The 17032-nt window shown below is 53.3% G+C and carries 13 protein-coding genes; 10 read left to right on the top strand and 3 right to left on the bottom strand.

Translation table 11 applies throughout. From position 1 onward, the window contains the following. The first annotated feature begins 102 nt into the window (after positions 1 to 102). The 9 genes from hutI (at position 103) to HGKM_RS02050 (ending at position 10440) form a co-directional block, all read left to right on the top strand. Positions 103 to 1383 carry an imidazolonepropionase gene (hutI, locus tag HGKM_RS02090; RefSeq protein WP_019133673.1) on the top strand — a complete coding sequence of 427 codons (1281 nt, stop codon included), beginning with the start codon at positions 103 to 105 and terminating at the stop codon, positions 1381 to 1383. A 15-nt stretch (positions 1384 to 1398) separates the two neighbouring features. Next, positions 1399 to 2781, top strand: coding sequence for a methylaspartate mutase accessory protein GlmL (gene glmL, locus HGKM_RS02085; protein WP_245550603.1), 1383 nt, complete (start codon positions 1399 to 1401; stop codon positions 2779 to 2781). Between the two features lie 175 nt (positions 2782 to 2956). Beyond that, positions 2957 to 5521 (top strand): ABC transporter permease subunit, encoded by a 2565-nt coding sequence (locus tag HGKM_RS02080; protein ID WP_019133671.1) that lies wholly within the window; start codon positions 2957 to 2959, stop codon positions 5519 to 5521. A gap of 17 nt (positions 5522 to 5538) precedes the next feature. Next, positions 5539 to 6231 (top strand): ABC transporter ATP-binding protein, encoded by a 693-nt coding sequence (locus HGKM_RS02075; protein WP_019133670.1) that lies wholly within the window; start codon positions 5539 to 5541, stop codon positions 6229 to 6231. A gap of 263 nt (positions 6232 to 6494) precedes the next feature. Continuing rightward, positions 6495 to 7343 (top strand): hypothetical protein, encoded by an 849-nt coding sequence (locus HGKM_RS08160; RefSeq protein WP_019133669.1) that lies wholly within the window; start codon positions 6495 to 6497, stop codon positions 7341 to 7343. A gap of 37 nt (positions 7344 to 7380) precedes the next feature. Continuing rightward, positions 7381 to 7968: a hypothetical protein gene (locus HGKM_RS02065; RefSeq protein ID WP_019133668.1), complete on the top strand. Its 588-nt coding sequence runs from the start codon at positions 7381 to 7383 to the stop codon at positions 7966 to 7968. Positions 7969 to 8151: 183 nt separating this feature from the next. Further along, on the top strand, positions 8152 to 8730 hold the full coding sequence (locus HGKM_RS02060; protein WP_019133667.1) for a hypothetical protein: 579 nt from the start codon (positions 8152 to 8154) through the stop codon (positions 8728 to 8730). 178 nt (positions 8731 to 8908) lie between these two features. Continuing rightward, complete coding sequence (gene ftcD / locus HGKM_RS02055; protein ID WP_019133666.1) at positions 8909 to 9802, top strand: glutamate formimidoyltransferase; 894 nt, start codon at positions 8909 to 8911, stop codon at positions 9800 to 9802. Between the two features lie 8 nt (positions 9803 to 9810). Continuing rightward, the gene (locus tag HGKM_RS02050; RefSeq protein ID WP_019133665.1) at positions 9811 to 10440 is read left to right on the top strand and encodes a cyclodeaminase/cyclohydrolase family protein; all 630 of its coding nucleotides are present in this window, start codon (positions 9811 to 9813) and stop codon (positions 10438 to 10440) included. Positions 10441 to 10656: 216 nt separating this feature from the next. On the opposite strand, the gene HGKM_RS02040 is transcribed toward HGKM_RS02050, so the two are convergent. The 3 genes from HGKM_RS02040 to HGKM_RS02030 all read right to left on the bottom strand — a co-directional run bounded on the left by HGKM_RS02040 (position 10657) and on the right by HGKM_RS02030 (position 15153). After that, positions 10657 to 11715: a HigA family addiction module antitoxin gene (locus HGKM_RS02040; RefSeq protein ID WP_034579292.1), complete on the bottom strand. Its 1059-nt coding sequence runs from the start codon at positions 11713 to 11715 to the stop codon at positions 10657 to 10659. Between the two features lie 29 nt (positions 11716 to 11744). After that, complete coding sequence (locus tag HGKM_RS02035; RefSeq protein WP_019133662.1) at positions 11745 to 12041, bottom strand: type II toxin-antitoxin system RelE/ParE family toxin; 297 nt, start codon at positions 12039 to 12041, stop codon at positions 11745 to 11747. 193 nt (positions 12042 to 12234) lie between these two features. Next, positions 12235 to 15153, bottom strand: coding sequence for an ATP-binding protein (locus HGKM_RS02030; protein ID WP_034579289.1), 2919 nt, complete (start codon positions 15151 to 15153; stop codon positions 12235 to 12237). A gap of 316 nt (positions 15154 to 15469) precedes the next feature. Here HGKM_RS02030 and hutH point away from each other — a divergent pair, with 316 nt between their 5' ends. Further along, the gene (gene hutH / locus HGKM_RS02025; RefSeq protein WP_019133659.1) at positions 15470 to 17008 is read left to right on the top strand and encodes a histidine ammonia-lyase; all 1539 of its coding nucleotides are present in this window, start codon (positions 15470 to 15472) and stop codon (positions 17006 to 17008) included. Positions 17009 to 17032: the final 24 nt, after the last annotated feature.

The raw sequence follows: 17032 nt of genomic DNA, 5'->3' as shown, positions 1-17032 counted from the left end.
AATATATTAAGTAGACGATAAAAATCTTCTCTCAAGCGAAGGTCGACCCTTTCGCTTCTTTTGAACCCCTGCCGGCCCATGAGCCGGCACAAAGGAGGATCCATGCACGCTGACCGCATTCTCACCCACTTCAACCAAGTATTTGCCCCCCATGATCCCGGCCACCCCCTTCGTGGTCAAGAGATGAACCGGGCTGACATCCTGGACGATGCCTATATTGCCTTCAAGGACGGGAAAATCCTGGCCACCGGCTCAGGACAAGTCCCCGCTGACCTGGTTGGCCCGGAAACCGAGGTCCTGGACCGGTCCGGCCACATCGCCCTCCCCGGCCTGATCGACTGCCACACCCACCTGGTCTACGGCGGCTCCCGGGAACATGAGTTCTCCAAAAAGCTCAATGGGATGTCCTACCTGGAAATCCTGGAGGAAGGCGGGGGGATCCTGTCCACCCTGAAGGCCACCCGGGAATCCTCATTCGACCAGCTCTATGACAAGACCCGGGACCTGGTGGAAACCATGATGATCCACGGGGTGACCACCATCGAAGCCAAGTCGGGCTATGGCCTGAATTGGGAGACGGAAAAGCGGCAGATGGAGGTGGTCAAGAAGCTCAATGAGACTCTGCCCGCCGACCTGGTCTCCACCTTCATGGCGGCTCATGTCATCCCCCCCGAATATAAGGGAAGGGAAGATGAGCTCATGGACCAAATCATTGCCATGCTCCCCGATGTCAAGGAGGAGAAACTGGCCGAGTTCGTGGATGTCTTCTGCGAGAAGGGGGTCTACACGGCCGCCCAGTCCAAGCGCCTCCTCCTGGCCGCCAAGGACCTGGGCTTCGCCACCCGGATCCATGCGGATGAGATCGAATCCATCGGCGGATCCGCTGTCGCTGCTGAGGTGGGGGCCACCTCCGCCGAGCACCTCATGATGGTGACGGATGAGGACATCCATAAGATGGCGGAGGCCGGCGTCATCGGCAACCTCCTCCCCGGAACCACCTTCTCCTTGATCCAGGACACCTACGCCCCGGCCCGGAAGATGCTGGATGCCGGCATGGCCATCACCGTGACCACCGACTGCAACCCCGGCTCCTGCCCCATGGCCAACCTCCAATTCGCCATGCAGCTGGGTTGCCTCTACCTCCGGATGACCCCGGTGGAAGTCTATAATGCCGTCACCATCAATGCCGCCTACTCGGTCCGTCGGGCGGAGACCGTCGGCTCCCTCCACGCCGGCAAGAAGGCCGACCTGACCGTCATGAATGTCCCCAACCTGGACTTCGCCCTCTACCACTTCGGGACCAACCACGTTTCCGAAGTCTATAAAGAAGGAAGGCTCGTGGTCAAGGACCGGCAGATGGTCGATCCTGCCGCCACTCGTTAAACCATGAACTACCTTTTGATTGACATCGGGTCCACCTTCACCAAGGGGACCCTGGTGGATGGCCAAGCCGGCCGGATCCTGGCCCGGGCCCAGTCCACCACAACGGTAGACCGGTCCGTGACTCTAGGGGTGGACCGGGTTCTGGAGGGCCTGGAAGAGTCCTCCGGAACCAAGCCCTCATGGGACAAGGCCCTCCTCTGCTCCTCCGCCGCCGGCGGGCTCAAGATGGTGGCCATCGGCCTGGGCCGGAAGCTGACGGCCGAAGCCGCCACCCGGGCTGCCCTGGGGGCCGGAGCCAGGATCCTTAAGACCTACGCCCTCCGCTTGGATGAGGAGGACATTGCGGAGATGGACCGGCTGTCCCCCGACATCCTCCTCCTTGCCGGAGGAACCGACCAGGGCAACCGACTGACCATCCTGGACCATGCCCAAAAGCTGACCGGTCTGACCCGTCGGCCTCCGGTCGTCGTGGCCGGCAACCGGGCCGTCCGTGACCAGGTGGTGGACATCCTGGAAGGGGCCGGCTTCGAGGTCTTCCCCACGGAAAACCTCATGCCCCAGGTCAATGTCCTCAACGCCGACCCCGCCCGCCGGGTCATCCGGTCCATCTTCATGAGCCGGATCACCCGGTCCAAGGGCCTGGATGTCCTGGAAGACCGCCTGGGCAAGGTCCTCATGCCTACCCCGGACGCCGTCCTCCAGGCTGCCCGCCTCCTTTCCCTAGGGACCGAGGGTCAGGCCGGCCTGGGCGACCTCCTCCTGGTCGACATCGGAGGTGCCACCACGGACATCCACTCCGTGGGTCTGGGCCATCCCCGGGAGCCCCGCCTCCGAATTGGGGACAAGACCTATGAGCTCCGGGAGGAGGGCCTCCAGGAACCCCTGGATAAGCGGACGGTCGAAGGCGATTTGGGCATGCGGTATTCGGCCCAAAGTCTCCTGGAGAGCGTCGGCCACGAGGCCCTGGAAGCCCTCTACCCCGCCGACTACACCGCCGCCTGCGGGAGGCGGACTGCCAACACCCGGCTCATCCCGGATAGTCCCGAAGAAATGGCCATTGACCAGGCCATGGCCCGGGCGGCCTACCTCAAGGCCCTGAGTCGGCATGTGGGGACCCTCCGCCGGGAGTTCACCGGCCGGTCCATCTACTACCTGAGCGGCAAGGACTTGACCCACTTCTCCACCATCATCGGAACCGGCGGGGTCCTGGTCCATTCCCCCCAACCCGACCGGGTCCTGGGCATGGACCCCGACCCGGAAAAACGTCCCCTCCTCTATCCTGCCTCCCCCCGGGTCTACATCGACCGGACCTACTCCCTCTCCGCCATGGGCCTCCTGGCCCAGGAGGACCCCGACCTGGCCCTCCGGCTGATGAAGGAGGATTTGGGGGTAAGGTGAGGCTTTGCTATGGATGGAAAGAATGGTGAGGGTGCAGACCTTTAGAATAACCTCAAATATTATTAACAAATATACATTGACATCTTGGTGACATCGTAATAAAATAACAACTAGATAAACGTTTTCTTAATGGCTTCCCCTTTCAGGAAGCCTCTTTCACTCTTAAGGAGAAATCATGTTTACTTTCGAAATCAAGAAGCATTTTCGGCAAAAAAAGCCCTGGATCATTCTCCTTTTTTCCCTCCTCCTCTGTGTTTATGCCTATCTTCTCCGGCCCGACTCCCTTTCAGGATTTGTTGAAGAACGCGAAGAGGCCGACTGGTTCTCTATTTATAGTTATTTTCCTGATTCCAACAATAAGAAAATTCAAGACATCATCACAGAATATAATGAAAAGGAAGCAATCGATTCCATCCAATCGAACACTCCCCATGTAGATATCGATAACCTGGAAAAATTGTCGCCCAATTCTCCCGAATATCGAGAAAGTCGGCGGAAATATTTGAAGTATATCCTTCATTCTGCAGAATTTAACCAGGAATTTATCCGGTCCCATTCCGACATCTTTCGAGAATTTGCATCCGATCATTTCGACGAGCAAAGGCAAAACTTAAAGTGGCAAGTGTTCAAGAATCAGGAACTCCTCCGCCTCGATGAAGATGACCCCTACACCAACGTTCATCCCCTAGGCGAGAATATGGTCGAAGCCTTTATCCATCGCTCACCGGTCTTGCTGGGTCTTCCCGTCTTTCTCTTTTTTGTCCTTCTCTACTCCGGTTTCTATGCCGAGGAAAGAGAAAACGAGACCATTCATTTTCTCTACACCCAGCCTCTGGCAAAGGCTAGAGTCATCCTGGCAAAGGCCCTGGTCATCCTCCTCGACCTGGTCCTCTACCTCCTTTTTCTGGGCCTTTTTTCCTTCCTCATCCTCTCCTTCCTTGGTCTGCCCCTAGCAGGTGGACAAGCCCTCTACCGGATCATGGACCCGGCCAGCTTATCCAATCTTTCCTCGTCACCCCTTTTCTATTACGGCTGGGAGGTCCTCCTTCTTTCCCTGGTCAGTTTTCTCTCCCTTGCCCTGTTTTGGTCCATGCTCTCCCTTTTCTTCTCCACCCGTTTTCACAGCCAAAAGGCTTTGGCTCTTTCCCTGACCTTATTTGCCGGACTCTTTGTCTTGACCCAACACCTTCCGCTTTTCCAAAACAGTGCCAACCCCCTCTTTGCCGGAAAGGTCGTCCTGCGTTTACTGGGGGAGGAATGGATGTGGACCTCCCCCGGGGGAATGGTTCAGGTAGAACTCTTTCCTCCCTCCTCTCCCCTCTTTTCTTTGGTTTTCATCGGCTATTCCCTCCTGCTTTTTGCCCTCTCTTGCCTGCCCAAGGTGGAGGTTATTGAAGGAAGGAAGGCCGGGCGGAAACGGTCCATGTCTCTTTTAAAGATGGAGACCCTGAAGATTGTCGATAGCCAGGGATTCCGAACTTTTTTCATCGGCAGCCTTGTGGTTTTGGTCATTTTATTCATTCCCCGCTTACAGCTGGCTCGTGACGTTCGCCAAAACCAATTGGGAGACGAGGGCTTTCTTCATATGTACCAAGAGGAGGCTGAGGACGCAAAAAAAGAGCTGGACTACATACAAGATCCGGACACCATGAACCACCTCTATGGTAATGAAAAAGAGGGCTATATTCCGGTCAAGGAGTGGACCGAGGAAATCAAGTCCTATTACCAAACCCTCTTAGAAAGCTATGAGACCATCTACCGGGAGCAGGAAGAGAAATTGAAGCTATATCAATCCCTTAGTGATAGCTTTAAAAATAATGATAGTGCGGCCTATTATGACGCTCTTAGCCGGCGGGCCCAGAAAGAGGTGGATTGGTATGATCACACGTTTCGAAAGATGAACTACCCCGGCACCAGCCTTAGCTTTACCCAGGACATCTACCGTGAAGCCGGGAAAAGAGGGGCAAAACCGCTTGTTGGCGAAGACGTCATCTCGATTTCTCCCTACGACCACTTCGAGAGTCCGAAAGCCCGGGATGAATATGTCCTGCGAACCTCAAAGAACGAGGCGGACGGGTTTTTCTTTCCCTATGAGTTGTTAATCAACGAGCATTCCGGCCTTCTTTGTCTGGCTTTAGTCCTCCTTATGGTCATGACCGGTTATACGACAGACCGGGAGGGAGGGCGGCAAATCGAACTCATGTACACGTCCGGTTACCGGAGAGAAACTATCCACTGGATGAAAATCCTTGCCCATGCCCTGATCTCCGTTTTTGTCATTGCCGTCTTCTTCGGTTTTCAGGTCCTTCTGGGCGGGATCTGTGAAGGCTTTGGGAGTTATAACTATCCTGTGGCCTTCTATGAGAATGGGGGTTACCGCTTTATTAGCGTTGCCGGTTTTGTAGGGCGGACTATGGTCACCCTCTTTTTGGTCAGTTTCTTCATCTCTGCCCTGGCCACCTTCCTTTCCCTCTTTATTCGGAAGAAAAACAACCTCATCTTTGCCACGGCGGCCCTCTTATTGTCCGGTTATGTCCTGTGCCGTTTCCTTCCGGCAAGCCTTCGGGCCCTGACCCCCTTCCCCTACCTGGAAGTTTCCCTGGTGGCCGACAATAGTCTTTCTATCCTGCGGGATCTCCCCCTGGCCAGTCCTCCCCTGGTGATGGTCGTCCTTTTGGTTTGGGGGGTGGTCCTTGGCCTGGTTGGACACGTATTGGTTCAACACAAAGATAATGAATGAAAAGATCGGAGTTAATCATGGCCATTTTACAAATTAAGGATCTAAAGAAGTCCTATGGAAAACATGAGGTCCTCAAGGGCATTACCCTAACCCTGGATAAACCCGGCATCTATGCCTTGGTTGGACCCAACGGAGCCGGGAAGTCCACCCTCTTTAATTGCATCTCCAACATTATCTCTCCAAGCTCAGGAACGATTGAGGTGGTCGGGTTAAAGAACACAGACCCCAAGATCTTCTATTCCTGCTCCTTTCTCAAGGACAACCGTGTCCTCTACGACTACCTGACCGGCTACGACCACCTCTTCTTTATTCAAAAGGCTCAAAAACTGGATCCGGATCGGGTGAAAGAAGTGGTGGATGCTCTGGATATTGAAAGCTATATGAACAAGAAGGTCGGCGACTATTCCCTGGGTATGAAACAGCACCTCCTCTTAGCCCTGGCTATGCTCAATAAGCCCAAACTCATGATCCTGGATGAGCCCCTCAACGGTCTGGATCCGGCGGCCATTGTCAAGGTTCGCCGCCTTCTTAAAGACCTGGTTCAAGCGGGAACCACCATCCTCATCTCCAGCCACACCCTGAGTGAAGTGGACAAGATGACCCAGGACATCCTCTGGCTAAAGGACGGACAAATTATTGAAGAAATCATTGACGGAAGCGGGTCTGAAGCCCGATATATGGAGATGTTCCCCGAGGCCATGGAACAATAGTAAATGGCTAATAATTTGATGATAAACATTTGTAATAATGTGAGACAAATAAGAGTATTCTCTTCTCACTTTAATGGTATAATAATAATTAAAATAAGTAGAACGTTTCCTATTAATACGAAATAGGTTCCTTTTCAGAAAGGAGGTTATTCTTTTTCTAAAGCGCAATCCAAGTTAAAGTGCTTTTTATTCAACCCCTAATAATCGATCAAAAGGATTGATATTTTATTCAATCTATCTTTTATTTATGAAAGAAGATCATTATGAAAAAAGCATTACGAATTATCTCTATTCTAATGGTAGCGATCGTTTTTATCTCTATTAACTCTCTCGCTTTGGCAAAAGATAACCAACCTACAAGAAATGATATACCTTATATATTAAATTCTAGTAAAATAAGCGAAGACACAAAAGATTGGCTTCGTTGGTTTGATTCTTTACCTTCGGAAGAGCAACAATACGTAAACTATAGACCATCCGAGTTAGATGGTTATTCTTATGAAAAAAATAATAAGTATTTTAATCCATTAGACCTCCATTTTATTTTTCCTGACGAAGCAGATATATTCACATCTGGTTCAATCACTACATTTGGAGTGAACCCACAAGACCCGGGAAACAAAATATTGCCTCTCTCTGGCTATGAACTAAAATATAATCCTCAATACTGGAACAGTTATAAAGACAGAGCGAACTGTTATACTTATGCTCTAAATTATTTAGCTGGCAAAAACCCTGCAACTCAACAGCCAGGGTATGCTTCCGGTAGAAAGTTTACTTCCTGCACAGGCAAAGCAATTCTGGAAGCGGCTAAACGAGATGTCCCATATTTATCAGGTGTTAAAGGCTTACGTTCTGCTTCAGAAAATCAAAAGCCTGGAAAAAATGAATATAAGGTTGCATTAGTAATAGCGACAGAAATAGGGAAGAAGAAAGATTATCACTGGTATCGTCAAGATTCTGATGGATATTGGAGCCATAAAAGGGGATCCACTGCGATTACAAGGACAGATGCTTCTGGTAAGCAAATTATAAATCCTAGAAAAGCAAACCGTAATTATGGATCCTTAAACTACAATATATTTTATGGATATTTTTTCATAAAACATTAGTTTATTTTCTTTGAAAATGAAAGTCGAGTGTGATCTTATGAACGCAAAGAAATACAAAATAATTCTCCCCGTCCTTGTCCTTGTTGTCTTGTTGCTTTACTTGGTCTTCTTCCGTCAAGGCCAAATCAATAGCCGAGATGTGAAAACCGGGCCTGACTTTTTGCAATACTTGGATCAAAATGGAACCCGGACTGTTAGCTGGTCGGACTTTGACCACCTTCCTCATGAAAAGGATGACGCCGACGAAGGCCATACGGTCACCTACCGGTTAAAGGACGGTTGTGAACTGCTTTTCAGCGGAGATTCTTTGGATCAGCCTCCCCGGTGGATATCGCTCAACCTGGAAAAGGCTTCCATCCAGCCACAGGACAAGGAGGGGAAAATCGAGCCCAAGTCCATTCAAACCAGGGAAGATGTCATTCGCTATGTGGGCCAGGTCGGCGGGGACCATGTTACCTGGTCGGACTTTGACCACTTACCCCATTTACCCCCTGAGGAGGGAGCATCGGGACTTTATATGGTCATCTACACGCTCAAGGACGGCAGCATGCTCAGTCTAAGTGGCCCCGGAGAGGACCAAGCTCCTTGGTTTATCAATTTGTCCTTGACTCCGGATAAGAAGTAAATCCGTCAAGAAACAGACCAAAATGTCCCCGACTTCCGGTTTCGGGGGCATTTTTATTGCAAAGAATAGCTGGCTAGGTCGCTTTTAGACGGTGGGTAGATTGCTCCTTGCTAGAGTGAAGGTGAATGAGAATCAGAAATGGGCCCAGGGCCCAAACCATACCTATAAGAAGGAGTAATCACTATGAAGGATAAAAAAAGACGTCGGATTCTTGTGGGCATCCTGATCCTCATTGCCGTTATTGCCTACTTTCACTTTTTCCGGCAGGCCCCGATCAAGAGCCAAGATGTGACCACCGCCGCCCAGTTCCTCCAGTATTTCGATCAAAAGGGCGAAAAAAATATTACCTGGTCGGATTTTGACCACCTCCCCCACGAAAAGGAAGACGCCGAGGGCCATACGATCACCTACCAGTTGAAAGACGGCAGTACACTGCATTTCAGCGGAGATTCCATGGACCAGCCTCCCCGGGATATTTCCCTCAACCTGGAAAAGGCCTCCATCCAGCCACAGGAAAAGGAGGGAAAAATCGAGCCCAAGTCCATCCAAACCAAGGAGGATGTCATTCGCTATCTAGGCCAGGTCGGCGGGGACCATGTCACCTGGTCGGACTTTGACCACCTTCCCCATGAGAAGGGAGGATCCGGACTTTATGTGGTCGTCTACACGCTCAAGGACGGCAGCAGGCTCGCTCTCAGTGGAACCGGCGAGGACCAAGCCCCTTGGTTTATCAATTTGTCCTTGACGTCGGATAAGAAGTAAACCCGTCGATAAACGGACCAAAATGCCCTCGGCCTTCCGGTTTCGGGGGCATTTTTTTGCAAAAAATGGCTGACCAACCCGCTTTTAGACGGTGGGTAGATTGCCCCCTGCTAGAGTGAGGATGAATGAGAATGAGAAATGGGCCCAGTGCCCAAACCATAGCGTATAAGGAGGAACCATGAAGCGTGTCATGTGCATCCCGAACTATTCCGAGGGTCGGGATCTGGAAAAGGTGGACAAGATTGTCGAGTGCTTCCGGGCCAAGGAAAATGTCAAACTGGTGGACTACCAGCCCGACAAGGACCACAACCGAACAGTGGTAGAGGTTATCGGGGACCCGGATGCGGTCATTGACTGCGTGATCGAATCGGTCAAGGTGGCCCAGGAGGTCATCGATATGACCAAGCATGAAGGTGGCCATCCTCGGATGGGAGCGGTCGATGTCGTTCCCTTTATCCCCATCACCGAAACCACCACCGAAGAGTGTGTGGACTACGCCAACAAGGTGGGCAAGGCCATCGGCGACCTGGGCATCCCGGTCTACCTCTATGAGGATGCAGCGACGTCCAAGTCCCGCAAGAACCTGGCCAAGGTCCGGAAGGGGCAGTATGAGGGCTTCTTCGAGAAGATCAAGGAAGACGGCTGGGAGCCGGACTACGGCCCCCATGAGATGAATGCCAAATCCGGCTGCACCGCGGTGGGCGCCCGCTTCCACCTGGTCGCCTTCAACGTCAACCTCAACACGGATAAGTTCGAAATTGCCGATGCCATCGCCCGCAAGGTCCGCCACATCGGCGGCGGCCTGGCCAAGGTCAAGGGCATCGGCCTCTCCCTGGAAGATAAGGGCATGGTCCAGGTCTCCATGAACCTGGTTGACTACCGAAAGTCCGCCATCTACCAGGCCCTGGAGATGATCAAGTACGAGGCCAAACGCTATGGTGTGACCGTGGGCGAAACCGAACTCATCGGCATGGTCCCCCTCCAGGCCCTGATCGACACCGCTTCCTACTATCTCCAATGCCATGACCTCCGGGCCGACCAGGTCATCGAAACTCTCCTGATCGAAGAATAGGAGGGACCATGGAACTGCGTCATCTGACCCTGACCGATTTCGTCCAGGAACTGGGGTCCAACTCCCCCGCCCCCGGTGGCGGTTCGGTAGCCGCCCTGGCCGCTGCCCAATCCGCCGCCCTCTTCGCCATGGTAGCCGAGCTCACCGCCCAGTCGCCCAAATACACCGACGTGAAAGAGGAAATGGAGGAAATGGCCAACGAACTCCACGCTCTCCAGGACCACTTCCTGGAAGAAGTGGACAATGATGCCAACTCCTTCAACGGCGTCATGGCCGCCTTCCGCATGCCCAAGGATACCGACGAAGAGAAACAGGCCCGCCGGGAAAAAATCCAGGCCGAATACAAAAATGCCGCCAACGTCCCCTATGGCGTAGGGACCAAGGCCGCTGAACTTACCAAATATGCCCCCATCCTTCTGGAAAAGGGCAACACCAACGCCATCACCGACCTGGGCCTCGGCGTCCACAACCTCCGCATGGCCGTCGTCGGCGCATTCTATAACGTCAAGATCAACCTGGGTTCCATTAAAGACCAGGCCTACGTCGAAGAGAAAAAATCCTCCATGGCCACCATCCTGGCCAAGGTCGAAGAAGAGACCCGCCCCATCATCCAGGCAGTAGAAGAAGCCATTGCCTAGGCGATGGGAAGCCCGGGCGGCCCGGAGCCAGGTGGCCTGGGAGCCCGGGAAGCTTGGGAAGCCGGGGAAAACAAGAGTCCTGCCTCTGTCGGAAATATGCCGACAGGGGCAGGGCTTTTTTGGCGGAACTCATAAAGGCGGGACGCAGGGGGAGCCCCCCTTTTCTCCGGTTTCACCAGATAAGGAGGCTCCATATGGCTCTGCCGTGCTTTAGCTTCAAGATGTATAGGAGATGAGGTACTTATCTTTTAAGGAGTTCAACATGCTATGCTTTATCATCCGCTCCTGCTGCATTCTTCCAACAACAATTCCAGGAGCGATTCCCTGATTCTCGGCAAAGTGCTTAACGCTTTGGGCAGAGTAATCCCCTTGATTCCTGAAATCTTCGAAGGCTTCTTTACTAATTAGGACATCACTAGCCCATTGATCTGCCGCTTTTTCATCCTCCTCCGATGTACCGTTAACCAGGCCAGTATGGCCAAGAATGATATGTCCGAGCTCATGGAAAAGGCTAAACCAGAAACGATCGGCATCCTTCCCTCTCGCTGTCAGGCCTACAACAATTTTATTTCCATCTATAAAGGAAGCTCCTTGCAAAAAGGATCCTTTCAGATGAGGAAGAAAAACGAGTGCGATGCCGCAGTCTGCAAGACATTCTTTCAATTGTGGGCAAAAGTCCTCTGGTTCAAGCAAACTCATCTTCCGAATTTTAGGCACTGCAGCCTTCAAACCTTTGATGGTAATTGGATCTGTTGGAATTTCGCGTGCTTTGATCTTCACCTCTTGGGTCCATGCCATCAGTGCGAGATCGCTTTTCTGGGTGATCTTCAACCTTCTACAGGCTATTCTTGTAATCTGATCTTTGCCAATGAGCGAAAGTCTGATAACCTCAAAGAATTTTCTGAGATAAAATACTCTTTCATAAATATTTTTTGTCGCTGGGACCCATCCCTTATCTGCCATTTCTTTGTAAGGGAATTTCTTCGCTAGTTCAGCATCTTCATCCATGCTATTTTCAGCTTCTGCTTTTATCACCTTCTCCCTGAAAATAGCTTCCAGATTATTCCAAAACCGAGCCGGAATGCCCAGCACCATTTCCAATCTCACCGCAGTTTCCGGTGTTAACTGCACTTCGCCATTAATCAACCTGCTGATATGTTTCTCCGACATGTCCATCCTGGCGGCAAACTCTTTCTGGCTCATTCCTCTATCATTCAATTGTTCCTTTATTGTCGCCCCGGGAGGCGTTGCAATATAAGTATGACTTCTTACCATCATGCCACCTCCTTTTCCGGACTCTTCATTCAGTGATAATCAACAATCTCCAAGATATGGGCAATTTGGATTTCTTCATTAATCTTTTCAAAAACCAATCGATAGGGATGAACCAAATCTACTGCATACTGACCCTTCCTATTTTGTGTCAAAGGATGACATCGTCCAATTCGATACTCTATCATCATCTCAACGGAATCGGCTGCTGTGATTTCATCGATACGCTGATGGATCTTTCGGGCCATGTTTGTACCATAAGCTTTTTCCGCTAATTTGGCATCCGTACAAATCTTTTCAATCTTTTTGTATTTATACGTGATTACCAAACCGTCACCCCTTTTCAAAGTTTACCTATAAGGTAAATTTAATATAACATGAAGAGGTGATTTTGTCAATTTCATAATTTACCCATGAGGTAAATTTTTGTCTTTTGTTGTCCCAACTTTCCTCATAAAACAACGATTTCGCTTGCTGTGCAATGACACAGGACTGCCGCATGACACGAGTATGCCCCACCCCCTACAACCGACCTCTCTCGAAAGCATCCCGGTTGGGATCCAGGCCGGCCAGGGCCCGGGTCCGGTAGCTGGTGAGGTCTTGGTTTTGGAGGGCAGCCAGGGCCGGGTCGAGGGAGGAGGAGCCGGTGGTTTCCAGGATGTGGACCCAGGCAAAGGCGACAGTCCCGTCGGCCCGGGGGTCCTTGAGGGAGGCCCGGTTTTCGCCGGCCCGGCTGAGGAATTTGGCGGCGGCTTCCATATCCCCGGTGTCGAAATAGCAGAGGGCCAGGTAGGCTTCGAGGACGGGCCGCTTCCAGAAGGAGTCGAAGAGGCCATAGAGCTGGTAGGCCATGGCGAATTCCTCGCCGGCCAGGTCCACCTGACCCAGGGCATAGAGGGTCTTACCCTTGTTGATGTAGAAGACGGACATGGCGGATGAGGCCTTCTTCTCTTCGGAAAGGCCGATGGCCCGGTCGTATTCGGACAAAGCTTCCCGGTACTTGCCTTCCTGGAAGAAGATTTCGCCTAGGTAGTTGTGGGCGGCGGCGATGTTGACCGCATACCGGCTACCCAGGAAGTCCCGGTCTTGGAAGATTTGGAGGGAGGCCTCCAGGTGGGTCCGGGCCTGATCGTTGTCGCCAACCATCATATAATATAGGCCTTGGAGGCGGAGGAGGATCCCCTCTTCTTCCTTATCCTCCAGGGACCGGGCCAGGTCCAGGCCTCCCCGGATATACTTTTCCATCCCCTGGGCCTGGTTGGTCTGGATGTGGTAGAAGATGACCTGCTTGTAGGATTCCAGGATGAAGACCTGGTCCCCCAGCTCCCGGGCCAGGTCGATGACTCGGCGGATGTCCTGGATTCCCTCCTCATAGAGGCCATCGTGGATGAGGTAGCGGCCCTTGATGTAGTAAAAGATCATGAGGAGGCGGTGGATTTCCTTTTCATCCGGGCCACGGAGGTCAGAGAACTGGGCTTCCAAATGGGCGAAGGAGGACTTGGCCCGATCCCGGGGGATGTAGACCCCCTCGCGGTCATCCTCCCGCTGGTTGGTCAGAACCGGGAAGAGCTCATGCGAAAAATTCAGGTAGTAGTTCAGAGTTTCCAGCTCATATTCCAGGCTCTTGAAGGGGTCCTTGGCCCCACGGAAGTGGTAGACCAGCTTGGAATAGATATAGCCCGTCCCTCCTTTTTCGATGCCCTCCTCCAAAATCTGCCCAATCCGCTGGTGGATGGCCTGACGCTTGGCGGGGGATTGGTCCTGGTAGATGTACTCACGGAGTTTAATGTGGGTGAAGGCAATCCCCACATCCTCCTGGTGGACCTTTTCCACCAGGAGGTTGGTCCTTTTTAGTCCCTCCAGCATTCCAATCAGGTCCAGGTCCGACAGGCCGGTCAACTGGGAGAGGACGGACAGGGGGGCCTCATCATAGAAATAGGAAATGAGGTCGATGAGCTTCCGCTCCTGGGGGCTGAGGAAGGCGAAGCGGGCCCGGATGGCATCCTTGATTTTGGGGGTCATAAAGGGGTCTCGATCCGGCGTATTCATGACCTGGAGGTATTCCGTGAGGAAGAAGGGGGATCCTTCGGTCTCCCAATAGATCCTGTCCATGACCTTATTTTCCAGCTTCTTCCCCATGGCCTGGCGGACAAATTCCTCGGACTCCTTCCGGTTGAACCGCTTGAGGGTAATAGGGGTCAGCTTCCCCGCATTAACCAGGCTGGAGGCCATGTCCAGGAGGTCCTGGCGGAAGGCGGGACGGGAGAGGAGGAGGAAGAGGACCCGGGGGTTGGCCCGGAGGATGGTGGCGGTCAGGACCTGGACGGAGAGGTCATCCATCCAGTGGAGGTCGTCGAAAACCACCACCAGGGGGGACTTCTGGGTGATTTGTTCCAAGGCCAGGAGGATGGTTCGGGAAAGGTCCCGGACCTCCTGACTGCGCTTCATTTCCTCTCCCTGGCTGGACAAGATGTCCTCCAGTCGTCTCAAAAAGACCTCCATGGGGCGAAGGGAAAAATGGGTTTCCGCCTGATAGGCGATAACTTCCGTAGTCAGGACGCCTTGGGGGAGGTCCTCCATGGCCCGGCGGATGAGGGCGGTCTTGCCGACCCCCGCCTCCCCTTCCAGGAGGATGGACCGACCCTCCCCCCGGCCCTTGGCCAACGCTTGGATAGCCCCGCCCACCTGGGCTAACTCGGGGTAGCGACCATAGAAGAAGTCCTCTTTTTCCTTTTCAGGCAGGCGGACCTGAGCCACTGCCTCCTCATAGAGGGCCCGGGTATCATTGTCCGGGCTGATGCCCAATTCATCCCGGAGGAGTTTCTTCAGATTATAATAGGCCTCGATGACCTTTCCCCGCCGGCCCGTCTTTGCATAAAAAGTCATGAGGAGGCGGACATTGCGCTCATCAAACTCATCCATCCCCACCAGGGTGTGGAGGGGCTTTTCCACCTGGTCGAAGCGTCCGGCCTCGATGGCCTCGGACAGGACCTGGTAGGCGTTAGCGATGTATTTCTCCTGGTAGAAGGCCCGCATCTTCATGGTCCAGAATTCATATTCTTCGCTGTCTTTGATATAAAATCCATCCAAAAAATCGCCCCCATAGAGGGCCAAATTGTCCACAGGATTATCGGCAAATTTCAGGGCATCACAAGAGATGTCTTGGGACCAATCCAGACAAAGGAGGGACTTTTTAGGCGAGTCGATGAATTCCGCCCCCAGGCTTTTTTTTGCCTGGTAGATGGCATTGCGGAGGTTCTTTTTGGCAATCCGTTCATCCTCCTCCGGCCAGAGAAGGCCGGCAATCTCATCCCGTCCCACTACCGGCTTGACAGCTAAATAATAGAGCATGGCATTGATTTTGGCATAGGGAAAATAGACTTCCTCCCCGTCCAGTCGGACCTGGGGCATGCCGAAGAGGGTGATTTCCAATTTGGCCATGGGCCTTCTCCTTTCAAAAACCGCCTCTTTTTTCCCGCTCCATCCCTCCGGGAGGTCGCCCGGGGAGTGGATCATGAGGCGAAAGACTTCTTTCCCCTATTTTGTCATAGGGGGTCATTTTCGTCAAAAAAAGAAAATTCTTTTGACGGTCCACCGGCCGGGTCGATGAGGCCATTTCTCCCCCTTTTCTCCTGATTCTTTTCCATGAGGCCTCTCAATAGACCGTTTGTGGACGAAAACGTTTTAGAATAATTGTGATGAATGCTGACTAACCCAGCGAAAAGAGGAGTCCCGGGACTCAATAAGGAGGATATTTATGGAAAAAGTGATTCTAAATGGAGAAGACCTGACCCTGGAAGAGGTCGTTGCCGTTGCACGTGAGAAGGCTCCGGTGGAGATCGCCCCGGAGAACATTGAAAAAGTGAAAGAGTCCCGGAAGATCGTGGACAAAATTGTGGAGGAAGAGCGGGTCGTCTACGGTGTCACCACCGGCTTCGGCTCCCTGGCCAAGGTCCACATCGACAAGGACGATTGCTCCCAGCTCCAGGAGAACCTCATCCGGACCCATTCCTCCGGCTACGGCGACCCCCTGAGCGAAGAAGAAGTCCGCGCCCTCATGCTGATCCGGATTAACTCCCTGGTCAAGGGCGTGTCGGGCATCCGCCTGGAGACCGTCCAGACCCTCCTCGATATGCTCAACAAAGGCGTCGTCCCCCATGTTCCTGAAAAAGGCTCCATCGGCGCATCCGGCGACCTGGCCCCCCTCTCCCACATGGTCCTGCCCATGCTGGGCCTGGGCCGTGCTTTCTATAAGGGCGAACTCATGTCCGGCCAGGAGGCCATGGACAAGGCCGGCGTCAAGGTCATCCACCTGGAGGCCAAGGAAGGCCTGGCCCTCATCAACGGAACCACGGTCCTGACCGCCATCGGCGCCCTGGCCACCTATGATGCCATCAAGCTGGCCAAGCTGGCCGACATCGCCGGTGCCCTCTCCCTGGAAGCCCACCGCGGCATCATCGATGCTTTCTATGAGAAGCTCCACACCATCCGCCCCCATGCCGGCAACCTGACCACCGCCAAGAACATCCGGACCCTGACCGAGGGCTCCACCTTCATGACCCACACTGCCGAAATCCGGGTCCAGGATGCCTACACCCTCCGCTGCATGCCCCAGATCCATGGCGCATCAAAAGACACCATCAATTATGTAGCAGACAAGGTCGCCATCGAAGTCAATGCGGCCACCGACAACCCCATCATCATCTCTGAGGATGAAGTCATCTCCGGCGGGAACTTCCATGGGGAGCCCATGGCCCAGCCCTTCGACTTCCTGGGCATCGGCGCCGCTGAGCTTGGCAACGTCTCCGAACGCCGGGTCGAGCGCCTGGTCAATGCCCAGCTCTCCGACTTCCCCTCCTTCCTGGTCAAGCACCCCGGCCTCAACTCCGGCTTCATGATTACCCAATACGCCTGTGCCGCCCTGGTTTCCGAGAACAAGGTCCTGGCCCACCCCGCCTCCGTTGATTCCATCACCTCATGCGAGAACCAGGAAGACTTCGTCTCTATGGGAACCATCGCCGCCCGCAAGGCTCGCGAGATCATCAAGAACTCCCGCCGGGTCGTCGCCACCGAAATCATGGCTGCCGTCCAAGCCATCGACTTCCGCAAGGAAATGACCGACGGCCAGCTGGGCAAAGGCACCCAAGCCGCCTACGACCTTGTCCGGTCCAAACTCGACTTCATCGCCCACGACAAAGACATCCAGATGTATGACGAGCTGGAAAAGATGACCGACCTCCTGGTCAACGACGACCTCCTGAACGCCGTCGAAAAGGTCGTCGACATCGAGATGTAGTTGAAACAAGGCGGATGCGCCGCC

Source organism: Kallipyga massiliensis ph2 (genome assembly GCF_000311985.1).
GTDB lineage: Bacteria > Bacillota > Clostridia > Tissierellales > Peptoniphilaceae > Kallipyga > Kallipyga massiliensis.
The sequence above is the reverse complement of the archived record's forward strand: the minus strand, read 5'-3'. Positions and strand labels throughout refer to the sequence as shown.